The organism is Thiomicrorhabdus sediminis, from assembly GCF_005885815.1.
GTDB classification, from domain to species: Bacteria; Pseudomonadota; Gammaproteobacteria; order Thiomicrospirales; family Thiomicrospiraceae; genus Thiomicrorhabdus; species Thiomicrorhabdus sediminis.
In genome coordinates this window covers 430759-455457 of sequence record NZ_CP040602.1, presented here as the reverse complement: position 1 = coordinate 455457, position 24699 = coordinate 430759, and the positions used below count along the sequence as shown (strand labels likewise).

The 24699-nt window shown below is 46.5% G+C and carries 21 protein-coding genes and 1 tRNA gene; 13 read left to right on the top strand and 9 right to left on the bottom strand.

The genetic code is table 11. From position 1 onward, the window contains the following. Nucleotides 1–38 precede the first annotated feature (38 nt). The 3 genes from FE785_RS02055 to FE785_RS02045 form a co-directional block, all read right to left on the bottom strand. Nucleotides 39–995 (bottom strand): ribose-phosphate pyrophosphokinase, encoded by a 957-nt coding sequence (locus tag FE785_RS02055; protein WP_138563926.1) that lies wholly within the window; start codon nucleotides 993–995, stop codon nucleotides 39–41. 53 nt (nucleotides 996–1048) lie between these two features. Then, nucleotides 1049–1123, bottom strand: a tRNA-Gln gene (locus tag FE785_RS02050). 106 nt (nucleotides 1124–1229) lie between these two features. Further along, nucleotides 1230–3026, bottom strand: coding sequence for a tetratricopeptide repeat protein (locus FE785_RS02045; RefSeq protein ID WP_138563924.1), 1797 nt, complete (start codon nucleotides 3024–3026; stop codon nucleotides 1230–1232). A 435-nt stretch (nucleotides 3027–3461) separates the two neighbouring features. Here FE785_RS02045 and hemA point away from each other — a divergent pair, with 435 nt between their 5' ends. The 4 genes from hemA to FE785_RS02025 all read left to right on the top strand — a co-directional run bounded on the left by hemA (nucleotide 3462) and on the right by FE785_RS02025 (nucleotide 7592). Further along, nucleotides 3462–4775, top strand: coding sequence for a glutamyl-tRNA reductase (hemA, locus tag FE785_RS02040; RefSeq protein WP_138563922.1), 1314 nt, complete (start codon nucleotides 3462–3464; stop codon nucleotides 4773–4775). Nucleotides 4776–4841: 66 nt separating this feature from the next. Continuing rightward, a complete protein-coding gene (gene prfA, locus FE785_RS02035; RefSeq protein ID WP_138563920.1) occupies nucleotides 4842–5927 on the top strand; it encodes a peptide chain release factor 1 in 1086 nt (361 codons plus the stop codon). 23 nt (nucleotides 5928–5950) lie between these two features. Then, on the top strand, nucleotides 5951–6814 hold the full coding sequence (gene prmC, locus FE785_RS02030) for a peptide chain release factor N(5)-glutamine methyltransferase (protein ID WP_138563918.1): 864 nt from the start codon (nucleotides 5951–5953) through the stop codon (nucleotides 6812–6814). 1 nt (nucleotide 6815) lies between these two features. Then, the gene (locus tag FE785_RS02025) at nucleotides 6816–7592 is read left to right on the top strand and encodes a HesA/MoeB/ThiF family protein (protein ID WP_138563916.1); all 777 of its coding nucleotides are present in this window, start codon (nucleotides 6816–6818) and stop codon (nucleotides 7590–7592) included. 19 nt (nucleotides 7593–7611) lie between these two features. On the opposite strand, the gene FE785_RS02020 is transcribed toward FE785_RS02025, so the two are convergent. From FE785_RS02020 to FE785_RS02005, 4 genes are all read right to left on the bottom strand, one after another. Then, entirely contained in the window at nucleotides 7612–8331 is a 720-nt protein-coding gene (locus tag FE785_RS02020) for an OmpA/MotB family protein (protein WP_138563914.1), read from the bottom strand. A 37-nt stretch (nucleotides 8332–8368) separates the two neighbouring features. After that, nucleotides 8369–9208: a motility-associated protein gene (locus FE785_RS02015; protein ID WP_138563912.1), complete on the bottom strand. Its 840-nt coding sequence runs from the start codon at nucleotides 9206–9208 to the stop codon at nucleotides 8369–8371. Nucleotides 9209–9422: 214 nt separating this feature from the next. Next, nucleotides 9423–11651, bottom strand: coding sequence for a DNA topoisomerase IV subunit A (gene parC / locus FE785_RS02010; protein WP_138563910.1), 2229 nt, complete (start codon nucleotides 11649–11651; stop codon nucleotides 9423–9425). Between the two features lie 83 nt (nucleotides 11652–11734). Further along, nucleotides 11735–12034, bottom strand: coding sequence for a heavy-metal-associated domain-containing protein (locus FE785_RS02005; protein ID WP_238696311.1), 300 nt, complete (start codon nucleotides 12032–12034; stop codon nucleotides 11735–11737). 255 nt (nucleotides 12035–12289) lie between these two features. On the opposite strand from FE785_RS02005, the gene FE785_RS02000 reads away from it, so the two are divergent. The 5 genes from FE785_RS02000 (at nucleotide 12290) to FE785_RS01980 (ending at nucleotide 17361) form a co-directional block, all read left to right on the top strand. Continuing rightward, complete coding sequence (locus FE785_RS02000) at nucleotides 12290–13750, top strand: protein adenylyltransferase SelO (protein WP_138563906.1); 1461 nt, start codon at nucleotides 12290–12292, stop codon at nucleotides 13748–13750. Between the two features lie 84 nt (nucleotides 13751–13834). After that, entirely contained in the window at nucleotides 13835–14182 is a 348-nt protein-coding gene (locus tag FE785_RS01995; RefSeq protein ID WP_138563904.1) for a PilZ domain-containing protein, read from the top strand. Between the two features lie 14 nt (nucleotides 14183–14196). Then, nucleotides 14197–14544 carry a PilZ domain-containing protein gene (locus FE785_RS01990; RefSeq protein ID WP_138563902.1) on the top strand — a complete coding sequence of 116 codons (348 nt, stop codon included), beginning with the start codon at nucleotides 14197–14199 and terminating at the stop codon, nucleotides 14542–14544. 214 nt (nucleotides 14545–14758) lie between these two features. Then, complete coding sequence (locus tag FE785_RS01985; protein WP_138563900.1) at nucleotides 14759–15727, top strand: methyl-accepting chemotaxis protein; 969 nt, start codon at nucleotides 14759–14761, stop codon at nucleotides 15725–15727. Then, nucleotides 15664–17361, top strand: a complete 1698-nt coding sequence (locus FE785_RS01980; RefSeq protein WP_138563898.1) for a methyl-accepting chemotaxis protein — start codon at nucleotides 15664–15666, stop codon at nucleotides 17359–17361. The genes FE785_RS01985 and FE785_RS01980 overlap by 64 nt, the downstream gene beginning before the upstream one ends. A gap of 72 nt (nucleotides 17362–17433) precedes the next feature. Here FE785_RS01980 and FE785_RS01975 read toward each other — a convergent pair whose 3' ends face one another. Together FE785_RS01975 and parE are read right to left on the bottom strand one after the other, a co-directional pair. Next, nucleotides 17434–18345: an alpha/beta hydrolase gene (locus FE785_RS01975; RefSeq protein ID WP_138563896.1), complete on the bottom strand. Its 912-nt coding sequence runs from the start codon at nucleotides 18343–18345 to the stop codon at nucleotides 17434–17436. 117 nt (nucleotides 18346–18462) lie between these two features. Continuing rightward, nucleotides 18463–20343, bottom strand: a complete 1881-nt coding sequence (gene parE, locus FE785_RS01970; protein WP_138563894.1) for a DNA topoisomerase IV subunit B — start codon at nucleotides 20341–20343, stop codon at nucleotides 18463–18465. Between the two features lie 67 nt (nucleotides 20344–20410). Here parE and pdxH point away from each other — a divergent pair, with 67 nt between their 5' ends. The 4 genes from pdxH (at nucleotide 20411) to FE785_RS01950 (ending at nucleotide 24699) form a co-directional block, all read left to right on the top strand. Beyond that, a complete protein-coding gene (gene pdxH, locus FE785_RS01965) occupies nucleotides 20411–21058 on the top strand; it encodes a pyridoxamine 5'-phosphate oxidase (RefSeq protein ID WP_138563892.1) in 648 nt (215 codons plus the stop codon). A gap of 24 nt (nucleotides 21059–21082) precedes the next feature. After that, the gene (ung, locus tag FE785_RS01960; RefSeq protein ID WP_138563889.1) at nucleotides 21083–21766 is read left to right on the top strand and encodes a uracil-DNA glycosylase; all 684 of its coding nucleotides are present in this window, start codon (nucleotides 21083–21085) and stop codon (nucleotides 21764–21766) included. Between the two features lie 311 nt (nucleotides 21767–22077). Beyond that, the gene (locus FE785_RS01955; RefSeq protein WP_138563887.1) at nucleotides 22078–22689 is read left to right on the top strand and encodes an SCO family protein; all 612 of its coding nucleotides are present in this window, start codon (nucleotides 22078–22080) and stop codon (nucleotides 22687–22689) included. 27 nt (nucleotides 22690–22716) lie between these two features. Continuing rightward, a complete protein-coding gene (locus tag FE785_RS01950) occupies nucleotides 22717–24699 on the top strand; it encodes a methyl-accepting chemotaxis protein (RefSeq protein ID WP_138563885.1) in 1983 nt (660 codons plus the stop codon).

Here is a 24699-nt window from a genome sequence, read left to right as displayed (position 1 = left end):
ACGAGTGCTTTTCGCTGCATTCTAAATCCGCTCTGGACTTAGTGCTTCATCAAGGCCGTTACCGACTCTTCCAAGTTGACGCGGCGAATGGTTTCACCCAGCATCTCGGCAATGCTAACACGGCGGATTTTCGCGCACGCCTTAGCGTCTTTGCTTTCCGGAATCGAGTCAGTCACTACCAACTCTTTAAGAGCAGAGTTACTGATGTTTTCTACCGCCGGACCGGAAAGTACCGCGTGGACAACATAAGCTGAAACGCTTTTCGCGCCACGATCAAGTAGCGCTTGAGCGGCTTTACATAAAGTACCGGCTGTATCAACCATATCATCGATGATAATGCAGTCGCGCCCTTCGATGTCACCGATAATATTCATTACCTGAGCAACATTCGCTTTTGGACGTCGCTTATCGATAATCGCCATGTCCGCATCGATCGCTTTCGCAACCGCACGGGCACGTACCACACCACCCATATCAGGCGAAACGATGGTGACATTATCAAGATTGTAGTTCTTCTGCATATCTTCAACCAATAAAGGCGAACCGTAGATATTATCTACCGGAATATCGAAGAAACCTTGAATCTGGTCAGAGTGCAAGTCCACGGTGACGACACGATTAGCACCCGCTGCGGTAATCATATCGGCAGATAGACGGGCTGTAATCGGTACACGCGCTGAATAGGGACGACGATCTTGGCGAGCAAAACCATAATAAGGGATGACGGCTGTGATTCGCGCGGCCGAAGCACGTTTAAGCGCATCGATCATAACCAACATTTCCATTAGGTTAACGGCTGGCTCCGGCGTACAGGTCGGTTGTAGAACATAGACATCTTGCCCACGAACAGATTCTTTAATCTCAACCATGATTTCACCATCGCTGAAACGGCCTACATCGGCTTTACCTAGTGGGATATCTAAATATTGGGAGATTTTTTCTGCAAGACTGACATTTGCGTTACCCGCAAAAATCATGACATTTTTGTTAGCCATTTAAGGCGCTCCTGTTCGAGGAAAAAATGACTTGGGAATTCGGAAAAGGATATTGGCAGGGCTGGCAGGATTCGAACCTGCGGTACACTGGATCAAAACCAGATGCCTTACCGCTTGGCTACAGCCCTGTACTAATATCGCTGTCGTTAAAGACAGGTGCGTATTATCCACTTATTTTTTAGAAGTTCAAGCCGAAATGGCAAACTTTTTCAAAAAAAATACGTTTTTTAAACGCTAGGGTTTTCCAGTTGTTTCCAACTCATTGATTATATTCTGAACTCGCTGATTTTCGGAAAATTGCTGGTGATACTTTTTCCACAGCGACTTCGCTTGATTTACCTGACCACTATACCAATAGGCATGGACCAGATGCAAAAACACCTCGTCATCCTTAGCTAGCTGAAAGGCTTTTTTTAGATACAGGATGGCATTGCCATAGTCGGTCACCTGATAGTAATACCAACCCAAGCTATCCAATATATAAAAACTCTGCGGGGCAATCGCTAAAGCGCTCTCTAACAGCTGCTTAGCTTTAGGTAAATGAATTCGGTTTTCCACATAGTAATAACCCAAGGCATTGAGTACATCACTATCACGATTATCCAATTCGATAATCTGCAATAAAGTGGTTTCGTATTGTTCAAACTGCTGAGTGTTATAGAGCAATAATGATTTGGCTTTAAGCATATCAATATTGTCTGGCGTTATTGCCAAGGCCTGCTCATAAAATTCCAAAGCTTCAAAATTGTGCCCCTGCGCCTTTTTAAAGATAGCTTTGGCACGCAAGATTTTCACCTTGTCATCATCGCTATCGAGCTCAATCGCATTCAAGATAGTATAGGCATCCTCGGCACGGTCTTCGGCAAAGGCGATTTCAGCCAAATGCAGCTGGGCATCAATGTAATAACCGGCTGCATCTACCTGGGAAAAACTTTGCTTGGCTTGCAGATAATCTTTTTTCTGCTGATACAAAATACCTAAATAATAATAGGCAACGGCTTTATAAGCCTGGTTATGCAATAAAAACAGTAGATTCTGTTCCGCCGCTATGTAGTCATCCTGTTCAAGCTCGATCAAGGCCAGCGACAGACGCGATGTCCAAGCCTGCGGTTCAATCTCAATAATCGACTGATAGCGCTTTTTAGCTTCATCATAAAGGCCGGCTCGCACCTGTAATCGCGCCAAACGTTCTTGAATCAGCAGATTTGCAGGGTTGTCTTTTAGATAGGCGGTCAGTTTTTTAATGCCGGTTTGCGGATCATCGCTTAATAGATAAAACTTCGACATCAAATTATAAACAATCGATTCCGATTCTTGGCGCTCGGCTTCTGGCATCAATTGCTGTGCCTTATCCAACGCCTGCAAACCGACCCCAACCTGCTGATAGGTACTGGCCACCATGGCTAAAGAGAAATGCGCCGCCCATTGTTTTGGATACTGGGCAACCAATCGCTGAAAAAATGCAAGCCCGGCGGCTTCCGGCACACTGCCTGACACCTTGTTGGCGGCAATCATCAAGCTTTCTTGAAGACGGTTTTCAGACAGTTTGTGGTATTCATGCCATTCCTGCAAAGCCTGTTCGATCAAACCGTCGCGCAGCGACATCTGAAATGCTGCACGCCACGCCTTGGGCTCTTCAGGTGCGACTGTTTTCCAGAGCTGTGCCGCTTGCTTAATACTGTTTTCGTCATAGGTCGCCATCGACACTTCAAAGGCTCGCTTGGCTAAACCGGCATCAGACTTTGCTTTGGCCAAAGGATAAATCAATTCATAGGCTTGTTGATACTGCTGCTTTTGCACCAGCATTTCGGCCGCTAAGATCTCGAACATGGTGGTCGCATCCAAAGCGGACTGTTGTGCAGCAGCACGTTCATGAAACTCGGCACCATAGGCGGGATATTTGAAGCTAACGGCTGGCTCGACCGTTTGGTTCTGCACCTTATCGGCGGTGGAGACACAACCGTTCAGACTCACGCCCAACAACACCGTCAACACAGCAAAAGGCACCCCTCTAAATCTAGCTGTATTCATTTTCTCCGCCTGTTTCATCTTTGAACACTCGATGGCTGCACACGCTGAACCATCCGTAAGACGTGAACTTTTTAGCTTCATGCTTAACCTGTAACCGCTTAAATTACTAAACAGAGGCCGTTTAGTATTTATTTTTAAATTACTGCCATTCTAGGACATTTTGCCCCGCTTTTGCCAGAAACTCATATTTGCTAATGCACTTAGCTTAAATTTCAACTCAGCGCTTTCCAGTAGATATGACGCCATAGATTGCCCACACTGAGATTAAATAGACGGCGATTGATAAGCCGATAATCCGCCAATTCATTTTATTGTCATCCTATCAAGGCGGCAAAACTTGCAATTTCAGCTTTTTTTTAGCAAAATTACGCCTCTTTAATTGTGGAAAACTCCATCAATTTCACTTGTAGTCAGAACAACGGTAAACACCCATTTATGAAACTCTGTACGCTTGGTGTCAATCATGAAACCGCTCCGGTAAATATCCGTGAAACCGTTTCATTTTCGGCCGATGATGCCCATAAAGCGATTGAACAGCTGAAATCCCAAGCACTGGTTTCGGAATGCGTCATCCTGTCTACCTGTAACCGTACCGAGCTCTATTGCGTACTCAAGGAAGAACAGTGCCAGCAGCAGCTGCAAAACTGGCTACATCAGTTTTTTGAGCTGCAAGACAATAGTCTGCTGCCGTTCTTATATAGCCATCAGGACCTTGATGCGGTCAAACACATTATGCGTGTTGCCAGCGGTTTGAACTCGCTGGTACTTGGTGAACCACAGATTTTCGGACAAATCAAAGACGCCTATAATCTGGCGCACAAAAACACCAGCATCCATCATGTAATGGAACCGCTGTTTCAGCATATCTTTAAAACCGTTAAACAAGTGCGTACCGATACTGCTATCGGCAACAGCCCGATTTCGGTGGCGTTTTCCGCTGTGTCATTAGCCAAACAGTTTTTTGGCGACCTGTCCGAACAGACCGCCCTGCTTTTAGGCGCCGGAGAAACCATTGAGCTGGTGGCGCGCCATTTAAAAGAAAGTCATATCGGCAATATCATTATCGCCAACCGTACTTTTGAGCGCGCCCATAAATTGGCTGAAGAAGTTTCCGGTTACGGCATCCAATTAAATGAAATCGACAAGCACCTGCATGAAGCGGACATTGTCATCGGCTCTACCGGTAGCCCTCACGCCATTTTGAATAAAACCAGTGTCGAAGCCGCGATTAAACAGCGTAAAAATAGTCCGATGTTTATGGTCGATATCGCCGTACCACGAGATATTGAAGCCACTGTCGGTGATCTGGACAATGTTTACCTCTATACGGTTGATGACCTGCAAGAGATTATCGCCAGCAACAAACAGTCTCGACAAAATGCCGCGCTGGAAGCTGAAAAAATCATCAATATGCAAGCCGAACACTTTTTGGCTCAGCAACAGGCCGAACAACAGAGCAAACCTCTGATTCAGCAGTATCGCCAACAAGCGATGGATATCAAACAACACGCACTGGAGCACGCGCTACACCAGCTTGAACAAGGTGTTGATGGCGAAGAAATCATCAAACGCCTAGCCAATCAACTGACCAACCGCTTGATTCATGCGCCAAGCAAACAGCTTAACCATGCCGGCCTACAGGGCGATCAAGCCCTTATCGATGCGGCAAAAACCCTGCTTATTTGCGATGAAATGCACGAAAAACGCAGTGAACATCATTCTGAAAACGGCCCTGCCGCCGAGTCTTAGCTAGCTTAATCGCATCCTAATCGATAGCCGCTAACACCCTATATCAATCGAAATTCGAGAAACACCGTGAAAGATTCAATCCGTACAAAACTAGAACATTTGATAGACCGCTTAGATGAAGTCAATGCTTTGATTTCCGATCCGGACATTATGTCCGACCAAAAGAAATTCACCGCCCTGACCAAAGAGCACGCCCAGCTGACTCCGGTGGTGGAAACTTTCAGCGCCTATACCAGCACGCTTGACGACATCAATGAAGCCAAAGAGATGCTCGCGTCCGGCGATCCTGAGCTAAAGGAGATGGCTCAAGAGGAACTGCCTGAACTGAATTCTCAACTTGAAGAATACGAAATGGATCTGCAAAAGATGCTGCTGCCGAAAGACCCTAAGGATGATGCCAACATCTTTTTGGAGATCCGTGCCGGAACCGGTGGTGACGAAGCTGCGATTTTTGCCGGCGATCTATTCAAGATGTATAGCCGTTTTGCCGAGAAAATGCGTTGGCAGGTTGAAGTCATCAACTCAAACGAAGGTGAGCACGGCGGTTATAAAGAGATTATCGCCCGCATTATCGGTAACGGCGCCTATTCCCAATTGAAATTCGAATCCGGTGCACACCGTGTCCAGCGAGTTCCGGCCACCGAAACCCAGGGCCGAGTGCATACTTCTGCGGCAACCGTGGTGATTATGGCGGAAGCCCCGGAAGTCGAACAGATTGAATTGAACCCGGCCGACTTGAAAGTCGACACTTTCCGTGCCTCAGGCGCCGGTGGTCAGCACGTAAACAAAACCGACTCGGCGATCCGTATCACCCATATTCCAACCGGTACCGTGGTCGAGTGTCAGGATGAGCGCTCTCAGCATAAGAACCGTGCACGCGCCATGTCTTTGCTGGCGGCAAGAATCATGGATGCGCGTGAACAGGTGCACGCCAATGAGATCGCTCAGGAGCGTAAGAGCCTGGTCGGAACCGGGGATCGCTCCGACCGTATCCGCACCTATAACTATCCGCAAGGACGTGTGACCGATCACCGTATCAACCTGACTTTATACAAGCTTGATGAAGTGATGAACGGCTCACTGGAACAAGTTGTCGGACCATTGGTTCAGGAACACCAAGCGGAACAGCTTGCCGAATTAAGCAATAATTAATCCCTTTAATAGGCGCTGAAGCCATGAGCGAGTCAAACATCACTATTGCTGAGTTATTGCATTCGGCCAGCCAACGCCTGAGCCAGGCAGGCGTAGATGACTCGCCCAAACTCGATGCTGAACTGCTGTTATGCCACATTCTCGACAAACCACGCAGCTTTATTTTTACTTGGCCGGAAAAACTTATTGAAGCTGACCAGCTGAAGCAATTCGAAGCCCTGCTTCAGCAACGTATGCAACATCAACCCATCGCCTATCTATTGGGCTACAAAGAGTTCTGGGGACTACCGCTTAAAGTCAGCCCGTCCACCTTGATACCGCGTGCCGATACCGAGATTCTGGTGGAAACGGCTCTCTCACTATTGCCTACCCCTTCAGCAGAATCCATCAAACTTCTTGATATGGGTACCGGTACCGGCGCTATCGCACTGGCAATCAAAATGGAACGACCTGATATCCAGGTCAGCGCACTTGATTTCCAAGCTGAAGCGGTACAGCTTGCTATGACAAACGCCAAACAGCTGGATTTGCCGATAGAAGTTTTACAAAGCGATTGGTTCAGCGCCTTGCGAGCGCAGCGCTTCGATATGATTGTCAGTAACCCGCCTTATATTGAAGACAATGATCAACACCTGAAACAGGGCGACGTCCAATTCGAACCTTTGAGCGCTTTAACATCCGGCCAATCGGGTCTGGAAGATATTGCATGGATTATCAACCAGTCGCGCGACTATCTGAAAAGCGGCGCTTGGCTATTATTGGAACACGGTTATAATCAAGCAGAATCGGTGGCACAACTTTTCAGCCAGTACGGCTTTAAAAATTACCGCTTAATAAAAGACCTAGCAGATAACCCCAGAATCAGTCTTGCACAATACGGGCAATAATATGAGTCAGTCAAATACAGTCAAAAGCGAACTTAACAATGACGAAATGTCACGTTATAGCCGTCAGATATTAATGCCGGAAATTGATTATGATGGTCAATTGAAGCTTGCTCAATCGCATGCTGTGATATTCGGCTTGGGTGGTTTGGGATCACCGGCCGCGCTTTATCTGGCCGCCGCCGGCGTCGGCAAACTCTCATTGGTTGATTTTGATCAGGTTGACGATTCCAACCTACAACGCCAAATTGTCCATAAAGAAAACAATGTCGGTGATGATAAGGTGGCCTCAGCGAAACAAAACCTGATGGAACTGAATCGCCATATTCAAATCGATACCTATGCTAGACAACTGAGCGAAACGGAAATCACTGCACTGGTCGCCCAAGCAGATGTTGTCCTCGACTGTACCGATAATTTCGATTCACGCTTTGCCCTCAATCGAGCTTGCTACCAAAGCAAAAAACCGCTGGTTTCCGGCGCAGCCATTCGCTGGGAAGGGCAACTATCGACCTATGATTTCCGCAAAGATCACGGCCCTTGCTATCAATGTCTTTATAAGGAAGATTCGGGACAGGTATTAAACTGCTCTCAGAACGGTGTTCTGGCACCGATGGTCGGTATGGTCGGTTCGATGCAAGCGGTTGAAGCGATTAAGGCATTATTGAACTTGCCGGTTTTACACGGCAAACTGATGATTATTGACGGTTACACCATGATGATTCGCACCCTCAACCTGAAAGCCGATAGCTCATGTCAACTGTGCGGCAAGCCTGACTGATCATCGGCTTTTAATAGCACTACTGAATACCAAGATCCAATAGATCAATGGCGTTTTCCGGACGCTTATCCACCTCAATAATAACCCGGCGGTTTAAAGAACGCCCGTAGCCGGTCGCATTGGATGCCACCGGGTTATTATCCGCACGCCCTTGAATGGTTAATAACTGCTGCGCCACCCCCATATAGATAAAGGTACGCGCTACCGTTGCTGAGCGCGATGCGGACAGCTCCCAGTTGGATGGAAATTGGAAGTTACTGATCGGCACATTATCGGTATAACCGGTAATACTGATCGGTTGATTGCGCCCCGCCAAGGTCTCGCCAAGGTTTTCCAAAGTCTCGCGGGTTTTATCGCTAATGGTGGCTCGCCCACTTTCAAAGAAGCTATCGGAACGCAGAGTAATGCGGGTATAGTCTTCGGTATCTTCGATGGTAATATCTTTCGGGTTGACATTATCCAGCGTCTTTCTGATCTCCTCTTCTGAAGCAGGCGGTTTCAAATCGAGCTGAATCAATTCTTTCTGCGGCGGCAATAATTGGTCGTCTTGAATCTCCGCTCCCATCGGAGGCTCTCCCATCACACTATTGATAAACGCCTCTCTATCTTTCGGATCGACGATAGAAGTCAGCCACATTACCAAAAAGAAAACCATCAAAACGGTCATCAAATCGGCAAGGGCAATCTTCCAGGAACCTCCATGGGATCCCCCTTCATCATGGCCTCGACGTCGTGACATCTAACTATCTACCCTTTAACAACCCAAAGCACCGCTATTACGGCGCTTCACGTGGAACTTCAAATTCTGGAGGCACTCGCTGGCGCCCGATCTCAACCGCCAAGTTTGGCGAAACACCATTAGCGTAAGCTGATAAAAACGATGCCGTCATCTCCAATACCGCTCTATCCTGACGAATCATGACCTCCAATGAATGAACAAATGGTGCCAAAACGGCAAAGGCGAAAAATACACCGGTCAAGGTTCCCACCAGTGCGGCACCGATTGCCGTACCAATTTTTGCCACATCCATTTCACCGCCCAACAGCTCCATAGTCAAGATAACCCCAAGAACCGCGGCAACAATACCAAAGCCCGGCAGCCAGTCGGAGACCTTGCCGATTGCCTTCGGTACTTCGCTCATCGAGTCGGTGATATCGTAAATCTGGTTTTCCAGATGATGTTCGAAATTTTGACTTTGCGGTGGATTCAATAACAGGTAACTGAAGTTATCGATAATGAACTTCTTTAAATCACTGTGCTTCATCACCGCAGGATAACTGGCAAAAATACTGCTATTTTCAGGGCTGACAATATGCTTTTCCAGCGCCAAAACCCCTTGCGCCCGAGATAATCGAGCCAGTTCTTCAAGCAGCTCCAAGGTTTGTTGGTAAAGTTTTTTAGTGACACGATCACCGGCAAAATAGCGACCCAGCGCTTTGAATGAACGCCCCCAAATATACATTGGCGTCGAGGCGAGAAAAGTCCCCAAAGCCAAACCGAGAATAACGACCAGCTCGGAAGGATGGAATAGTGACCAGAGGCTCCCCCCCATTAACACAAAGCCGCCAAAGAAGCTTAATGTAATCACAAGAATAGCAATCGGCTTAGCAATCATACAATCATTTACACTCTATAATTTTTTCATCTTTAGGTGCTTAATTCCGTTAAGGCTCTGTCAACGGGCTTTTAGAATATTGAGTTACAGCTGCGGCAGGACTTTATAGGTTACTGTCAAAAAATGCACACAAACTGAACCAAACACCTTTAAGCAATTGCTATACCAAAAACAAAGCTCCTTAACTTTTAGTGTCAGCTGGTGTGGGCCACGCTTATTCTGCAATACGAATATGAGTGACCTTTTTTAGAGTACGCGGCAAGACCACGCCTTTTTTGGCTCGATTGGCAAATGCCTCTTCAATTGCGGTAGGGCCAAATACCTTTTCATATTTGGCGGTATTCAATGACAGTTTTTGCCCGGCATCAAATGCAAATACCGCACACACCTTATCGCCCTTAGGCAACTGAATCAATTTATTGCCTTTGCCCTTGGCCAATTCCGGCAACTCTTCGGCAACAAATACCAACATTCTTGGTTCACTGGTCACCACCACGACCCACTGTCCCGCTTTCACCAGAGCAGGTGTCAGAATCTCGCTGCCTTTTGGTAAAGTAATACTGCTTTTACCGGCTTTGTTTTTCGCATAGAGACTTTCCAGCTGGGTAATAAAGCCATAACCGGCACTTGAAGCCATAATCACTTTTTCATCCGGATTACCCATTAACACATGAGTAAAGCGACTGCCTGCCGGTGGGTTCAAGCGTCCAGTCAAGGGTTCGCCATGAGAACGTGCCGACGGCAAACTATGCGCCGGCAGCGAATAACTGCGTCCGGTGGAATCGAGGAACACCGACATTTGACGACTCTGCCCAGAAGCTTGATGGCAGAATTTATCACCGGATTTATAACCTAAAGATTCGCCATCCACATCCAAACCTTTGGCGGCGCGAATCCAGCCGTTTTCTGACAGCACGACCGTTACCGCTTCCGACGGCAATAGATCCTGCTCGCTTAACGCCTGCGCCGAACGCCCTTCGATCAATGGTGATTTTCGCTCATCACCGAATGTTTGCGCATCGGCCAGCAACTCTTTTTTCACCAACGTCTTCATGCGAGCTTCACTACTCAGCGTCAATTCAAGCTTCTTACGCTCGGCTTCAAGCTCGGCCTGCTCGGTACGGATTTTCATCTCTTCGAGACGCGCCAAATGTCTTAATTTCAGTTCCAAGACCGCTTCGGCTTGGATATCGGTGAGACCGAAACGCTCCATTAAAGCAGGCTTGGGCTTGTCTTCTTCACGGATAATGGCGATAACTTCATCGATATTCAAAAAAGCGATCAGCATACCGTCCAAAATATGCAAACGCGCATTGACCTTGTCTAATCGATACTGCAATCGGCGGCGAACCGTTTGCAAACGATAGCTCAGCCATTCGGCAAGCATCATCTTCAGGTTTTTCACTTGCGGACGGCCGTTCAAACCGATGACATTGAAATTGGCGCGGTAACTTTTTTCCAGATCGGTAGTCGCGAACAGGTGAAGCATGGCGGTATCGATGTCGACTCGTTTGGAGCGCATCTCAATCACAAATCTCACCGCATTTTCATGGTCTGATTCATCACGCAAATCGACCACCATAGGCAATTTTTTGGCGCGCATCTGTGAAGCGATCTGCTCAAGAACCTTGGCACCGCTTACCTGATATGGCAAGGCTTCGATAACGACATTGACGCCATCTTCCACCACATAGCTCGCACGCTGACGAATCGAACCGTGACCGGTTTCATAAAGTTTGAGCAATTCGCTTCTCGGGGTAATGATCTGCGCACTATTCGGATAATCCGGTGCAGGTAGATGCGCCATCAACTCTTCAATTGAAGTGCTCGGTTTTTCCAACAGTGCGATACAGGCATTAACCAGTTCGGCAAGATTATGGGGAGGGATATCGGTAGCCATACCTACGGCAATCCCCGAGGTACCATTCAATAACACATGAGGCACACGTGCCGGTAACACAAGCGGTTCATCCAAAGAACCGTCAAAGTTTGGTGTCCAATCAACCGTTCCCTGGCCGATTTCTTCAAGCAATAATTGGCTGAATTTTGAAAGCTTGGCTTCGGTGTAACGCATCGCGGCAAAGGATTTCGGGTCATCCATCGACCCCCAGTTACCTTGCCCGTCTACCAAGGGGTAGCGGAACGAGAAATCTTGCGCCATCAACACCATGGCTTCATAACAAGCACTGTCACCATGCGGATGAAATTTACCTAATACGTCCCCGACGGTACGTGCGGATTTTTTGTATTTGGCACTGGCTTTCAAGCCAAGTTCGGACATCGCATAGATAATGCGGCGCTGTACCGGTTTAAGACCGTCTCCAATATGCGGCAAGGCACGATCAAGGATGACGTACATCGCATAATCCAAATAGGCTTTTTCAGTAAACTCAGCAACGCTTCTTTGTTCGATTCCTTCATAATTGATTGTATGCTGATTCACCCATTCTCTCCCAGACTTAAACGACCGATCTCAATTCTAATTTACAAACTGGGCAATGCTAATGCCCTAGCACAATAACGACTTTATTGCTTATCGTCGCTAGCCATCTTTCCGATGGCGCACGAAACATACGACTTGGCTTTTGCACCAACCGATGCCAACCCTTCTACAGAACCCTGTTCCGGATATCCCATGGCAAGTAGTTTATCCTTCACCTGAGCCAAAACGGCGACCTGGTCGGCATCGGCGGAAAATTCACAAGACACTTGTCCTGCCTCGATATCGACAGCAACACTTTCAATTCCATCAAGTTTCGACAAGGATTGTTTGATATTACCCGCACAACCGCCGCACTTGATATTTTCAACTTGAAGGCTTGTCACTTCACACATCCTTTATCACTTTTATCTCACAAACCGCAAGGAACTGCACCTGATGAATAAAACACCTGCTCATACCGTTAATTTAACACATTATTTTCTGCGGTTGACACTCTACAGCCAACTTCTTTTCAATAAGGGTATAAAGTTGCTTTTCTTTATTCCATTCACAGGTTTTTCGTGTTGTCATAATCTTATTGCGGCTATCCATTAAAATAGTCGTTATCCAAGAATAAATTAAAGATTACCGGCTATATTATGTCTTCAACCCGATTTACCCAAACCTATAGCGAACTGCCCAAACATTTTTACTGTTTAATCAGCACTGAACCCTTGCAATCGGCGCAACTGATTCATAGCAACCAGAAACTAATGAATGAATTGGGCATCCAGATCGATGATGAGCGCCTACTGCAAATGACATCGGGTCATCAGTTTCCGGATAACCTGCGACCGCTGGCGCAAAAATACACAGGCCATCAATTCGGCTATTACAACCCCGATTTGGGAGACGGCCGCGGGGTATTGCTAGGCCAGGTAGCAGACAAGCAATCGCAACTATGGGACCTGCACCTTAAAGGCTCGGGACAAACCCCTTATTCAAGACGCGGTGATGGCCGCGCCGTATTGCGCTCAGGGGTCAGGGAATACTTGATTGGTGAAGCCTTGCATTATTTAGGCGTTCCCACTACTCGCTGCCTCAGCCTTTGTAGCAGCCCGGAACCTGTGCAACGAGAACAGCTTGAACCACGAGCCAGCTATATCCGCGTTGCTAAAACCCATATTCGCTTCGGTCACTTTGAATGGCTTAAACAAAAAGGCACTCTCGCTGAGCAAAAACAACTTGCCGATTATGTCATCAACCAAGTTTACCCGGACCTACAGGACATAGGTGAAACTGAGCGCTACAGCGCCTTGTTAAAACGCATTGTTGAAAATACCGCGATTATGATTGCCGGCTGGCAGAAAGTCGGCTTTTGTCACGGCGTCATGAACACCGATAACATGTCGGTTGCCGGTGAGACCTTCGATTTTGGTCCCTATGCTTTTTTAGATGACTGCAAGGTTCACAATATTTGCAATCACTCCGATACGGAAGGCCGCTACGCTTTCAGTCAACAGCCTAATATCGGCTTATGGAACTGCCAGGTTCTATGCTTTGCCTTTAGCGACATGGTGGGGCAGGCGGAAATCGACGATGCTTTGGAGTTGTTTATCAACACCTTTAACGAACAATACCTGCAAAATATGGCAGAAAAGTTCGGCTTGCACAACCCGGATGCGGAAGATCGCCAATTAATTGCCGATACGCTATTATTAATGGATAAATCCAACTTGGATTTTCATTATTTCTTTAGCCAGTTAACCTTCTTTGATAGCGAACAGGAAAACCGCTTCCTCGATCTATTGCCACTGACAGATTCATCATTGTCCGCACAGTGGCATCACTGGCTTGATCGATTTCGCAATCGCATCGCTCAACAGTCCCCACAACGCTTTGCCCAACTGACGGCAAACAACCCGCATCTGATCCTGCGCAACTATATTGCACAGGAAATTATCGAAGCGGCCGAAAAACAGGATTTCGCCCCCTTAACGAAATGGATGACAGCTTTGCAAACCCCTGTTTTAGATGAATCCTTTCAACCGTGCTGGGAAACTTACATCAAACCGCCTAAATATCATCAAAAAGGCATGGCATTGAGTTGCTCGTCATAAGCCTTTAACAAACAATGATCTGCTTCGCAGCCTTACCCATAACTACCATTTAGGTGTAGAATAAAAATTAAAAATGGAAAGTTTATGGAAATCAGTTTCGATGAAAAACGCGGGCAGTTGCGCATTGATCTAAAGACCACGGCGACACTGTGTCTCAAGAAACAACACCATAGCTTATATATGCTCAATATTTCTTTAAACGGTGCGGACCTTTTAAGCGATGAAGAAATTCTAATGAATGAAAACGCATCTTTGGAATTCACTATTCCCGGTTATGATTCATCATCGCCTTTGAAACTGGGCGGGGCGATCAAACATCAAACCAAAGTGAAAAACCAGTACTTGGTTGGTTTTGAATTCTACAAACCAAGTACTCATGACACTCTGATCATTAATGAATACTTCAACTTTCACCAGCGGCACGCTACTTAACAGGCTTAACATTAATGGCTAAAAACAAATATCAAACCAGTCGAAAAGCCACCCTTATCGGGCAAAACGCTTCCACAGAGGTGATACTAGCCGACTTATCCAGTCATCATGCCGGGGTATTGAGCCCGATGGGAGCACGTGAAGGCACCGAGCTGGAATTGGTATTTGAAATTCCAGCCAAGCAGGAGTTTCGTACCTTGAAAGTGATGGCTACGGTCATTCACAGACATAACTCCTCTGAAGGAATTTATCTTAAACTGGAATTCATCAATCTTGATTTAGAACAATATGAATTCATCACCGATTTTCTCGATTATAAACAGCGTTTATTAGACATGAACGAACACAAACAAAAAATGTAACCTCAGTTATCTAGCAAATATTGCTTATTTATCAAACCTCACCCCCTCTTTCACACACGCATAATATAGCCAACCAATCACCTATCAAATTACTTAACCCATTACAAATATTAATAGTAAATACGTAATTAACCTAATTAAACTAACCTTTGATTAAACTAAACTGGTAAGGCTACGTTTCCACAATATTAATAATGAAAATGAGAATATAACTATGAGAGATAACGGGGCCGTTACGCAAAAAGAGTATACTCTATCATCAGATATCACTATCGTTTCCAGAACAGACCTACATGGAAATATCACCGAAGCAAATGAAGCCTTTATCGAAGCCAGTGGTTATGACTGGAAAGACTTGGTTGGCCAACCTCATAATATCCTGCGTCACCCCGATGTACCCGCCGCTGTCTTCCAGGATTTCTGGCAGACCATTCAAAATGGCAAACCCTGGTCACAAATCGTAAAGAACCGCCGAAAAAACGGCGATCACTACTGGGTAGAGGCCAACGCCACACCGATTTTTGAAAAAGGAGAAATGGTTGGCTACATGTCGGTAAGAACCGCCGCTTCACGTGAACAAATTGCCGCCGCCGAGCAGGCATACAAGCAAATTTCCGCGGGTAAACTGACGCTAAAGGAAGGGATACCGGTCTATGCCAAAGACCGATTCAACCCTCTGCTAAAATTCGACCAATCCACCATCATTACAACTCTGGCAACTCTGCTATTAGTGCTTGAATTCACACCTGAAATTATCACCGGCTTTACCGAGATCATACCGTTACTGGCAATTGAAATTCTGGAAGTCACATTGGTTGCGCTATTGATTTTCACCTCATTCCTGTCGAAAAAACAGCTTAATAAAATGGCCGAAACAATTACCTCGATTTCCAGTGGTCGTTTTACCAATCAAATCGACACGCGCGGAGAAAACACCATCGCGAAAACCAATGGTCGTTTAAAGTCCATGCAGATTAAACTCGGCGCAGATATCGATGATGTCAAAGCTGCCTTATCACATTCAAAACGCATCGAAAGCGCTCTGAAATCAGCCTCATCGAATGTTATGGTGGCCGATAGATTCCGTAGCATTATCTTTAGAACGATTCGGTTATTGCCATGCTTAAAGGCATTGAAACAGAACTACAGAAGAGCTTGCCGAACTTCGATAGCGATAACCTAATGCGCCAGAAAATCGATGTTTTCCATGCTCACCCGGAACATCAAGCCAAAATTTTAGAAGAACTCAAAGACACCTATAACGCTCGTATCGAGGTAGGGACACTGACCATTGATTTGATTATCGATCCAATCTTTGACGATCAGGGAAAACGTATCGGAACCGTTGCCGAATGGAAAAACATGACCGAACAACTTGCCATTGAACGTAATATCGAAAACCTGATTGAAGAAGCTTCCAAAGGTAACATGTCTTCTCGTATAGACGTTTCGAAATTGCATGGTTTTGAACGTCAGATATCCGAATCGATTAACACTTTACTGGATACCTTCACACAGGTCACCAATAACTTGAACCGAATTTTATCGAACATGGCAGCCGGCGATCTGACTTCAAAACTGGAAGGCCAATACCAAGGTGAACTAAGGGCCATGCAGAGCGCTACCAATAACGCTTTGGCAAATATCAATTTAACCCTAAACCAGGTCAATACTGGAGCTATTGAAATTGGCAATATGGCCAAAGAAGTGGCTATCGCCAGTGAAGACTTGTCACAGCGCACCCAAGAACAAGCCGCATCACTGGAACAGACTGCGGCCAGCATGGAAGAATTGACCGCAACTTTGGAAGCTTCTTCAGAAAGCACCAATAGCGCCAATAAAATAGCGCATACAAGTGTAAGTCAAGCAGAGGAAGGTATTAAAGTCATGTCCGACACGCTCAATGCCATGTCGGGCATTGCCGAATTGAGTCATAAGATTGGTGAAATCACCAGCGTCATCGACAGTATCGCTTTCCAAACCAACTTACTGGCACTGAACGCAGCGGTTGAAGCGGCTCGTGCCGGTGAACACGGTAGAGGGTTCGCAGTAGTTGCCGGTGAAGTTCGTAACTTGGCACAAAAATCTGCAGAAGCGGCAAAAGATATTACCCAATTAATCAACTCCACCATCCAACAAATCGACAATGGAACCAGCCTTGTCGAACAGACCAACCAAGTCTTTGAAGAAATGGTCGGCAGCATTAAGGAAGTTGAGAAACTTGTCGAACAAGTCACGCAGACAGAAGAGGAGCAGGTTCGAGGGGTGCGCGAAGTTAATGTCGCAATTCGCAACCTTGATCAGGTCACCCAACAAAATGCCGCACTGGTTGAAGAACTCTCGGCCACAGCCGGAAACATGAACCATGAATCGGAAAACCAGGCTGAGTTCATTTCACGCTTTAAACTCACCTCTGCCACTAATAACCGTAAATTGAACATCGATTTTGCCGATGCCAAAATGAAACACAAGGCTTGGCTAACAGAGCTGGATTTACTGATTACCGGCCAAGAATGCAGTTTTAATTTTGATGAAGCAAGCAACCCAAAAGTCTGCCCGTTAGGAATTTGGATTTATGGCGACGGCCAACAATATATGCACCTCTCCAATATGCAAAGACTTGAACAGCTTCACGCCGAATTCCATGCAGAAATCGGTCAAGCAATCGAGTCTTGCCGCATCGATGATTACGACCAAGCCCGTACTTTAAGAAATCAGGCGCTGGAAGTGTCTGAGCAAATTCTCAGCACCATCGATGACCTGAATGATGAGCTACATAATCAAAATACATCAACCATGGCTCTGCCAACCCCCTGATGCTTTGAGTGAGATAAACAGACATAAAAAAACCCGCCATGGCGGGTTTTTTTATGGGTAAAACAGATAAGCTTACATAAACTCAGCAACCGCTGCCGCTAAGTCTTCATTGGCAAAGTCCAAAAAGAAATGGTCTGCGTCTTCCAACATTAGGGTTTCCACTTTACCTGCGTCGGCTAAAGGTTGAATTTTTTCCGGTAAATCCGCTACCACGGTATCCGCACTCCCCATAACAACCAGTGTTGGTTTATTAATGTCTTTCAATAAGGTCGGCGTATCAAATTGCGGCTTAACCTCGTAATAATCGACAAATGAAGCCGCGGCGACTTTGGCTTTTTTACAGTAGATGAAGTCGGTATCTGCCATCATCTCATTGCCCTTACCGGCAGCAACCATCTTTTTAGCCTTAGCCATCACGCTTGCTAGAGACTTGCCGTATTTTTCTTCATACTCGGCAGGGGACTGTTGCTCACCCGTTGCTGGAGCTACCAGAACCACATTTTTGATGATATCACTGTCATGCTCTGTGGCAAACCATGCCGTCTGATTACCGCCACGTGAATGGCCCATCAAGGTTACCGCTGTCGCACCTTGCGATTTCAGCCAATCCAACCAGAAACCGATCTCCTGAAGTGCATCAGTATGTTTGTGGGTATGCGCAACATTACAGTCGTATTCACCATGGCGGTCGTTCAAGCCCAAAGACAAATTGATTGCCAATGAACTGACACCCTGAGCAGCAAGATTTTTTTGCAGTTGCGCATAGGTTGAACGTTCTTTGTGGGTAAGGGTTCCATGAGTCAACAGAACCATTTTGTCATCAAATCCGCCCCCATCGGCCAGCAGAAGATTGGCGTTCAATTGCATGCCTTGATGAGTTTGCTTAATTTCTTTGACCTCTGCCGCATAGGCCGAATTAACCAAAGCCGTGCATAATGCCAAACCGGCAAATACTTTCGCAAATAGAGCAAATCGGGTTTTCATATTATTCTCCTTGAATGAACCTCACAGTCCTAAAGCCTCGCTTTTTCTAGCTCTGCTAGCATAGCCCCAAATCAAATAATAGATTAGGCATTTTTTTAGAAATCTGCTTTGCGAAAATTAGACTTCTGCTAAATCGCCCTTGTCTTCCAACCATACTTTGCGGTCACTGGAACGTTTTTTCGCCAACAACATATCCATCACCTCATCGACCTGTTCTTCCATACTTAATTGAACCAGGCGACGAGTTTCCGGCAACATAGTGGTTTCACGCAATTGACCCGGGTTCATCTCCCCCAACCCCTTGAATCGGGTAACCGAAACCTTACCGCTCATTTTTTCCGCTTCGATTCTATCCAACACACCTTGGCGTTCGGCTTCATCCAAGGCATAAAACACCTGTTTACCGACATCCACGCGATATAAAGGTGGCATGGCGACATAAATATGCCCGGCGGCAACCAACTGCGGGAAATGACGCACAAACAATGCACAAATCAAGGTGGCGATATGCAGGCCATCGGAATCCGCATCGGCCAGAATACAAATCTTACCGTAGCGCAGCCCTGAAAGATCTTCCGATCCGGGATCGACGCCGATCGCAACGGAAATATCATGAATCTCCTGAGACGCCAAAACCTGGCCGGATTCCACTTCCCAAGTGTTTAGGATCTTACCGCGCAACGGCATAATCGCTTGATAGTTTCTGTCACGCGCCTGTTTTGCCGAACCGCCGGCAGAATCCCCTTCAACCAGAAACAACTCGGTGCGTGTCAAATCACTCTCGGTACAATCCGCCAATTTACCTGGCAATGCCGGCCCTGAGGTGATTTTCTTACGCGTCACCTTTTTGGCTTTTTTACTGCGATTGGAGGCATTCTGAATCACCATCTCCGCGATTTTTTCGGCCACCTCGGTATGCTGGTTCAGCCATAAACTCAACGCATCCTTAACCACTCCGGAAATAAACGGCACACACTCACGTGAAGAGAGGCGCTCTTTGGTCTGTCCGGCAAACTGCGGTTCACGCACCTTGGCTGACAATACAAAGGCGACATTCATCCAAGCATCTTCCGGGGTGATTTTCACCCCGCGCGGAATCAAGTTACGGAATTCACAAAACTCACGAATGGCATCGGTCGCCCCGGAGCGCAAACCATTGACATGAGTCCCCCCTTGCGGCGTAGGGATAAGATTGACATAACTTTCCATTAAGGATTCCGACGGTTCCGCCAACCAAGCAATCGCCCAGTCAACACCTTCGTTTTCATTATGTGCTTCACCGATAAAACCTTCCAATGGCAAACGTTCCAGGCCGTCCAACGCATCGTTTAGATAATCTTTCAGACCGTTCTCGTAGAGCCATTCTGTGGTCTGATTGCTCAATTCATCGATAAAAGTGATTTTAAGCCCCGGGCTTAAGACCGCTTTGGCTCGAAGCAGATGGGTAAGCTTATTGATGGCATATTTCGCTGTATCGAAGAATTTTGCATCCGGCCAAAAACGCACCAAAGTACCGGTATTTTTTTTGCCGACCTTGCCAATCTCACTCAAAGGCTCGGCCAGCTCGCCATTGGCAAAACTGATTGAATAACGTTTGGCATCACGTTTGATCTCGATCTCCACCTTGCTGGATAAGGCATTCACCACCGAAATCCCCACACCATGCAAACCACCGGAGAAATTATAGGCTTTATTGGAGAACTTCCCGCCGGCATGCAGTCGGGTCATAATGACCTCAACCCCAGGCACGCCTTCTTCCGGATGGATATCCACCGGCATACCTCGGCCATTATCTTCAATGCTCATGGAGCCATCGGCATAGTGAATCACTTTGATTTCATTAGCAAAACCGGCAAGCGCCTCATCGACACTGTTGTCAATTACCTCTTGTGCTAAGTGATTGGGACGGGTAGTATCTGTATACATACCGGGGCGTTTACGAACTGGATCTAACCCTGTTAGAACTTCAATTTCGGATGCGTTGTAGTTTTCACTCACCTAGAGAATGCCTCGTGCTAAAATGGGTATAAAGACGATATCTTGAAAAAAATCATACCATATTATTATGCCAAATCGAGACTACCATCAAGAGCGACGTGAGTACGAATACACCGAGCTGACTCGTGACTCACTGCACGGCAATCCCTTTGAGCAATTCAATGCCTGGATGGATGAGGCCATGCGTGCCCATATTATGGATCCCACCGCGATGTCGGTTGCGACCGTTGACAGCCAAGGCCAACCGCACAGTCGAATTGTACTGCTGAAAGAAATTGATGAAACCGGCTATGTTTTCTATAGCCACTACGATAGCCACAAAGGTGTTGAGATTTCGCATAACCCGCTTGCTGCGTTATTGTTCTTCTGGCCGCAAATGGATCGACAAATCCGTATTGAAGGCCGTTTGGAAAAAGTTTCGCGCCAGCAATCCGAAGATTATTTTCATTCACGTCCTCGCGACAGCCAAATCGCTGCCGCCTCATCCAATCAAAGCCAAGTAGTGGCAGGGCGTAAAACCTTAGAACAGAACTTTGCCCTTAAGGGGGAAGAGTATCAGCTTACCGATATCCCATGTCCGGAGCACTGGGGTGGTTACCGTCTGGTTCCAAGCCAGTTCGAATTCTGGCAAGGTCGTGCCAATCGCCTACATGACCGTTTTATCTACTTTATCGATGAACATCAACACTGGGATATCGAGCGTCTGTCTCCCTGATTCTTATACTGATGATCTAAATTGATGACAAACAACAATATCCAACTCGATCCAAGCTGGCTCAAATACCTGCAAGCAGAATTTGATGAGCCTTATATGCAACAACTCAAACAACATTTAAGCAATGAAAAACAGGCCGGTAAAACCATACTGCCACAAGGCAACCTCTGGCTTAATGCATTGAACAGCACCCCGTTGCAACAGGTCAAGGTCGTTATTCTCGGTCAAGACCCGTATCCGACCATCGGCCACCCACACGGCCTGTGCTTCTCGGTGATGCCGGATGTCTCACCCTTGCCTAAATCGCTTTTGAATATCAATAAAGAACTACTTGAAGACCTTGGCATTGATAACTCTCATAGCGGCTATCTGCAACCTTGGGCAGACCAAGGGGTATTGCTGCTAAATGCGGTATTAACGGTTGAGGCCGGCAAGGCAAATGCTCATCAAGGACTGGGTTGGGAAAGGTTTACCGATAAGATTATCGAGCTGATCAACCAGCAATGCGAGCATGTGGTGTTTATTCTCTGGGGAGCCTATGCTCAGAAAAAAGGCGCCGCGATCGATACAAACAAACATTTGGTGATTAAAAGCCCTCACCCTTCCCCGCTTTCAGCCTATAGAGGCTTTTTCGGTAGCCGCCCTTTCTCACAAGCCAACCATTACCTAATTCAACACGGCAAACCGCCCATCAATTGGCAACTTTAAGTCCTGAAACAATAAGTACAACTACCAAACCCCTTTGATATACGGCGGTTTTTTGCCTATTTTTACCTATTGATTCAATCCTCTAGAGCGTTACACTGTTCTTAAAAAACTGGTCAAAAACTAAATATGAGTCGGGCTAAATAAAAGCAAGTCTAGTCCCAATTTCGCCATCATTGTCCGATGTAAAGTAGCAGAGAACGCCCTCTGCATGGAGTAGTTTTATACACAAATCAGAGACACACAACATACAGCCTTATAGCATTGCCAAGATAGCCATTGGACGAAAAGCGAGCCGCCGCACTCGAGAATTTATGCTATTCGCATTTTTTCTCAGCATTAGTCTGGCACTCTTTCTTCTGGGGCCGATGGCTCTATACCATTTCAGCACTGGCGAATACCACGGAAAAAAAGTTTTGATTCCAGCCCCGGATTTCAGTCTGAAAGACACCCACAATCAAGCGCATAGTTTGTCTCAGCATCAGGGTAAATACACCTTTATCTATTTTGGCTATATCAATTGTGATGGCGTCTGCCATAACCAAGTAGGCACGCTTTTCAATGTCGACAGACAAAACACATCAAAGCAAATGGATTTTCTGTTTATCACCCTCGACCCCGATCGCGACACTGTTGAGATGCTCACAAACTACTTCGATAACCTCGGTAAAAACTTTTATGCGCTCTACACTGATAATAAGAGACAATTACAGAACCTTACCGCGCAATACAAAAACTACTTTTATGCTGATAAACTAGGCACTAGCAGAGCCGATTACCGAATCAATCACCCCGGCAAGATTTACCTAATCAACCCGCAAGGGCAGATTAAGCTGATCTACCAGAACCAATTTGTACGTTATGACCAGATTCTGGCAGATCTTGAAAAATTAGAAAATAAACAAACCGCAGCACAAGCTCTGTAACCAGACAACAACTTAAGAGAGACAATTATGTTCCGAATGCCCCACTTGCTTACTGCTGATAAGAAAATGCTATTCATTTTACTGGGTCACCTACCGTTTACCGCCTTCCTAGCGCCGATCGGATTTGATACCTGGGGTTTCGCCATGACGATGAGTGCGATTATCGGCACACTGGTCATAGCCAGCTACTTCAGCTTAAGAGGCACACGCTGGTTCGGTATCTTATCCGGCGTATTTTTAATGCTGTTCTCGGCAACACTGATTCAAACCCAGATGGGGCGAATCGAGATGCACTTCCATATTTTTGTCGCTTTGGCATTCACACTGCTTTATAAAGACTGGCTGGTAGTGGTTTCTGCAGCAGCGGTAGGCGCACTCCATCACATTGTTCTGACTTACCTACAACTTAATGAAGTGGCGATTGCCGGCGTACCGATCATGCTTTACAACTATGATTGCAGTTGGTCAATCACCTTCTTGCATGCATTGTTCGTGGTTATCGAATCGGCCGTGCTTATCTACTATAGCCGACTAATGAAATATGACGCCGATGTGGCCTACCGCGTGCAAGCGACCATTAATGCCGTCTCCAACAACGGTGATTTCTCACAACGTGTAGAACAATTTAAAGAGCATTCTTCTGCGCAAGCGACCAACACTTTACTTAACAATATCGAAGTCGCCTTTAAGGAAATCAACCAGGTCATGGATGCTATCGCCCACGGTCGTTTTGACCAGCGCGTTCAGGGGGAATTCAAAGGAGATCTGGATCAACTCAAGCGCTCGGTCAATGACAGTTCCGAGAGCGTTACCTTTACCATGCAAAGCTTGAACACCTTAATGGAAGGTATTCATCAGGGTGATTTCTCGGTACGCATGAGCGATAAGGTCAAAGGCGATCTGAAAACCAAAGTTGATAACGCCATGTCGCAAACCGAGAGCATTATTTCGACCTTAATGGATGTCATGACCGGGCTTGCCGAAGGTAACTTTAGCCAGCGCATTGATGTCCCGGCAGCCGGGCAATTGGATGAACTCAAAAAAAATGTCAATCACGCCCTGGATGAGGTGCAAGCGGCTTTTAATGAAATTAACAAGGCTTCGGAACGCATGGCTTCCGGTAAGCTAAATCAGCTAATTGATAAACAATATAAAGGTGAACTTAACACCATTAAACAAGGTCTCAACAGCGCCTTTAGCAACCTGAACGCATTGATTAACGACGTCACCCAAATGAATGCTAAATTGCAGCAAGCCTCGCAAAGCATCTCAACAGACAGCAACAGCCTTTCTGAAAGCCTGAGCCACCATGCCACCGAACTGCAACATACCGCGCAACGCATGGAACAGATTACCCATGAGGTGAAGCAGGCCGCGGACAGTGCGGTAGAGGCCAATAAACTGTCCGATCAAGCGCGTCATCAAGCACAAACCGGGGTAGAGGTAATGAACAACACCATTGATTCAATGCGTGAGATTCAAAGCTCTAGCCATAAGATTGCCGAAATTGTCGGCCTGATCGACAGCATCGCTTTCCAAACCAACCTATTGGCACTTAATGCGGCGGTTGAAGCGGCACGTGCCGGTGAACAAGGTCGCGGCTTTGCCGTAGTTGCCGGTGAAGTACGCTCATTGGCACAAAAATCTGCCGATGCCGCCAAGGAAATTCGCGCCTTGATTGACGATACCGTTGATGCGGTCGAATCCGGCACCCAACTCGTTGAACGCTCTGGAGAACAACTGCAAGAAATCAACCAAGGCATTAACAGTGTCAGTGAAATGATCAGTGAAATGGCGAGCCTAAACCTTGAACAGGCAAATGGTATCAATACTTTGAACCAAGAAGTTTCAGCCATGGACGAATCGATCCAGCAAAACGTGCAGATTGCCAATCAGGCCAAGGATTCGGCGACCATGATGGTTGGCGAGGTCGACAATTTGTCTGACAGTGTCAGTCAATTTGAAACCGATGCTAATCTAGATCAGCAATTAGCCCTGACCAAGAAGTAA

Excerpts from the sequence above, each read along its gene's own strand:
- FE785_RS02055 (WP_138563926.1), bottom strand. The coding sequence starts at position 995 with ATGGCTAACAAAAATGTCATGATTTTTGCGGGTAACGCAAATGTCAGT.
- FE785_RS02045 (WP_138563924.1), bottom strand. The coding sequence starts at position 3,026 with ATGAATACAGCTAGATTTAGAGGGGTGCCTTTTGCTGTGTTGACGGTG.
- hemA (WP_138563922.1), top strand. The coding sequence starts at position 3,462 with ATGAAACTCTGTACGCTTGGTGTCAATCATGAAACCGCTCCGGTAAAT.
- prmC (WP_138563918.1), top strand. The coding sequence starts at position 5,951 with ATGAGCGAGTCAAACATCACTATTGCTGAGTTATTGCATTCGGCCAGC.
- FE785_RS02025 (WP_138563916.1), top strand. The coding sequence starts at position 6,816 with ATGAGTCAGTCAAATACAGTCAAAAGCGAACTTAACAATGACGAAATG.
- FE785_RS02020 (WP_138563914.1), bottom strand. The coding sequence starts at position 8,331 with ATGTCACGACGTCGAGGCCATGATGAAGGGGGATCCCATGGAGGTTCC.
- FE785_RS02015 (WP_138563912.1), bottom strand. The coding sequence starts at position 9,208 with ATGATTGCTAAGCCGATTGCTATTCTTGTGATTACATTAAGCTTCTTT.
- FE785_RS02000 (WP_138563906.1), top strand. The coding sequence starts at position 12,290 with ATGTCTTCAACCCGATTTACCCAAACCTATAGCGAACTGCCCAAACAT.
- FE785_RS01995 (WP_138563904.1), top strand. The coding sequence starts at position 13,835 with ATGGAAATCAGTTTCGATGAAAAACGCGGGCAGTTGCGCATTGATCTA.
- FE785_RS01990 (WP_138563902.1), top strand. The coding sequence starts at position 14,197 with ATGGCTAAAAACAAATATCAAACCAGTCGAAAAGCCACCCTTATCGGG.
- FE785_RS01985 (WP_138563900.1), top strand. The coding sequence starts at position 14,759 with ATGAGAGATAACGGGGCCGTTACGCAAAAAGAGTATACTCTATCATCA.
- FE785_RS01980 (WP_138563898.1), top strand. The coding sequence starts at position 15,664 with ATGCTTAAAGGCATTGAAACAGAACTACAGAAGAGCTTGCCGAACTTC.
- FE785_RS01975 (WP_138563896.1), bottom strand. The coding sequence starts at position 18,345 with ATGAAAACCCGATTTGCTCTATTTGCGAAAGTATTTGCCGGTTTGGCA.
- pdxH (WP_138563892.1), top strand. The coding sequence starts at position 20,411 with ATGCCAAATCGAGACTACCATCAAGAGCGACGTGAGTACGAATACACC.
- ung (WP_138563889.1), top strand. The coding sequence starts at position 21,083 with ATGACAAACAACAATATCCAACTCGATCCAAGCTGGCTCAAATACCTG.
- FE785_RS01955 (WP_138563887.1), top strand. The coding sequence starts at position 22,078 with ATGCTATTCGCATTTTTTCTCAGCATTAGTCTGGCACTCTTTCTTCTG.
- FE785_RS01950 (WP_138563885.1), top strand. The coding sequence starts at position 22,717 with ATGTTCCGAATGCCCCACTTGCTTACTGCTGATAAGAAAATGCTATTC.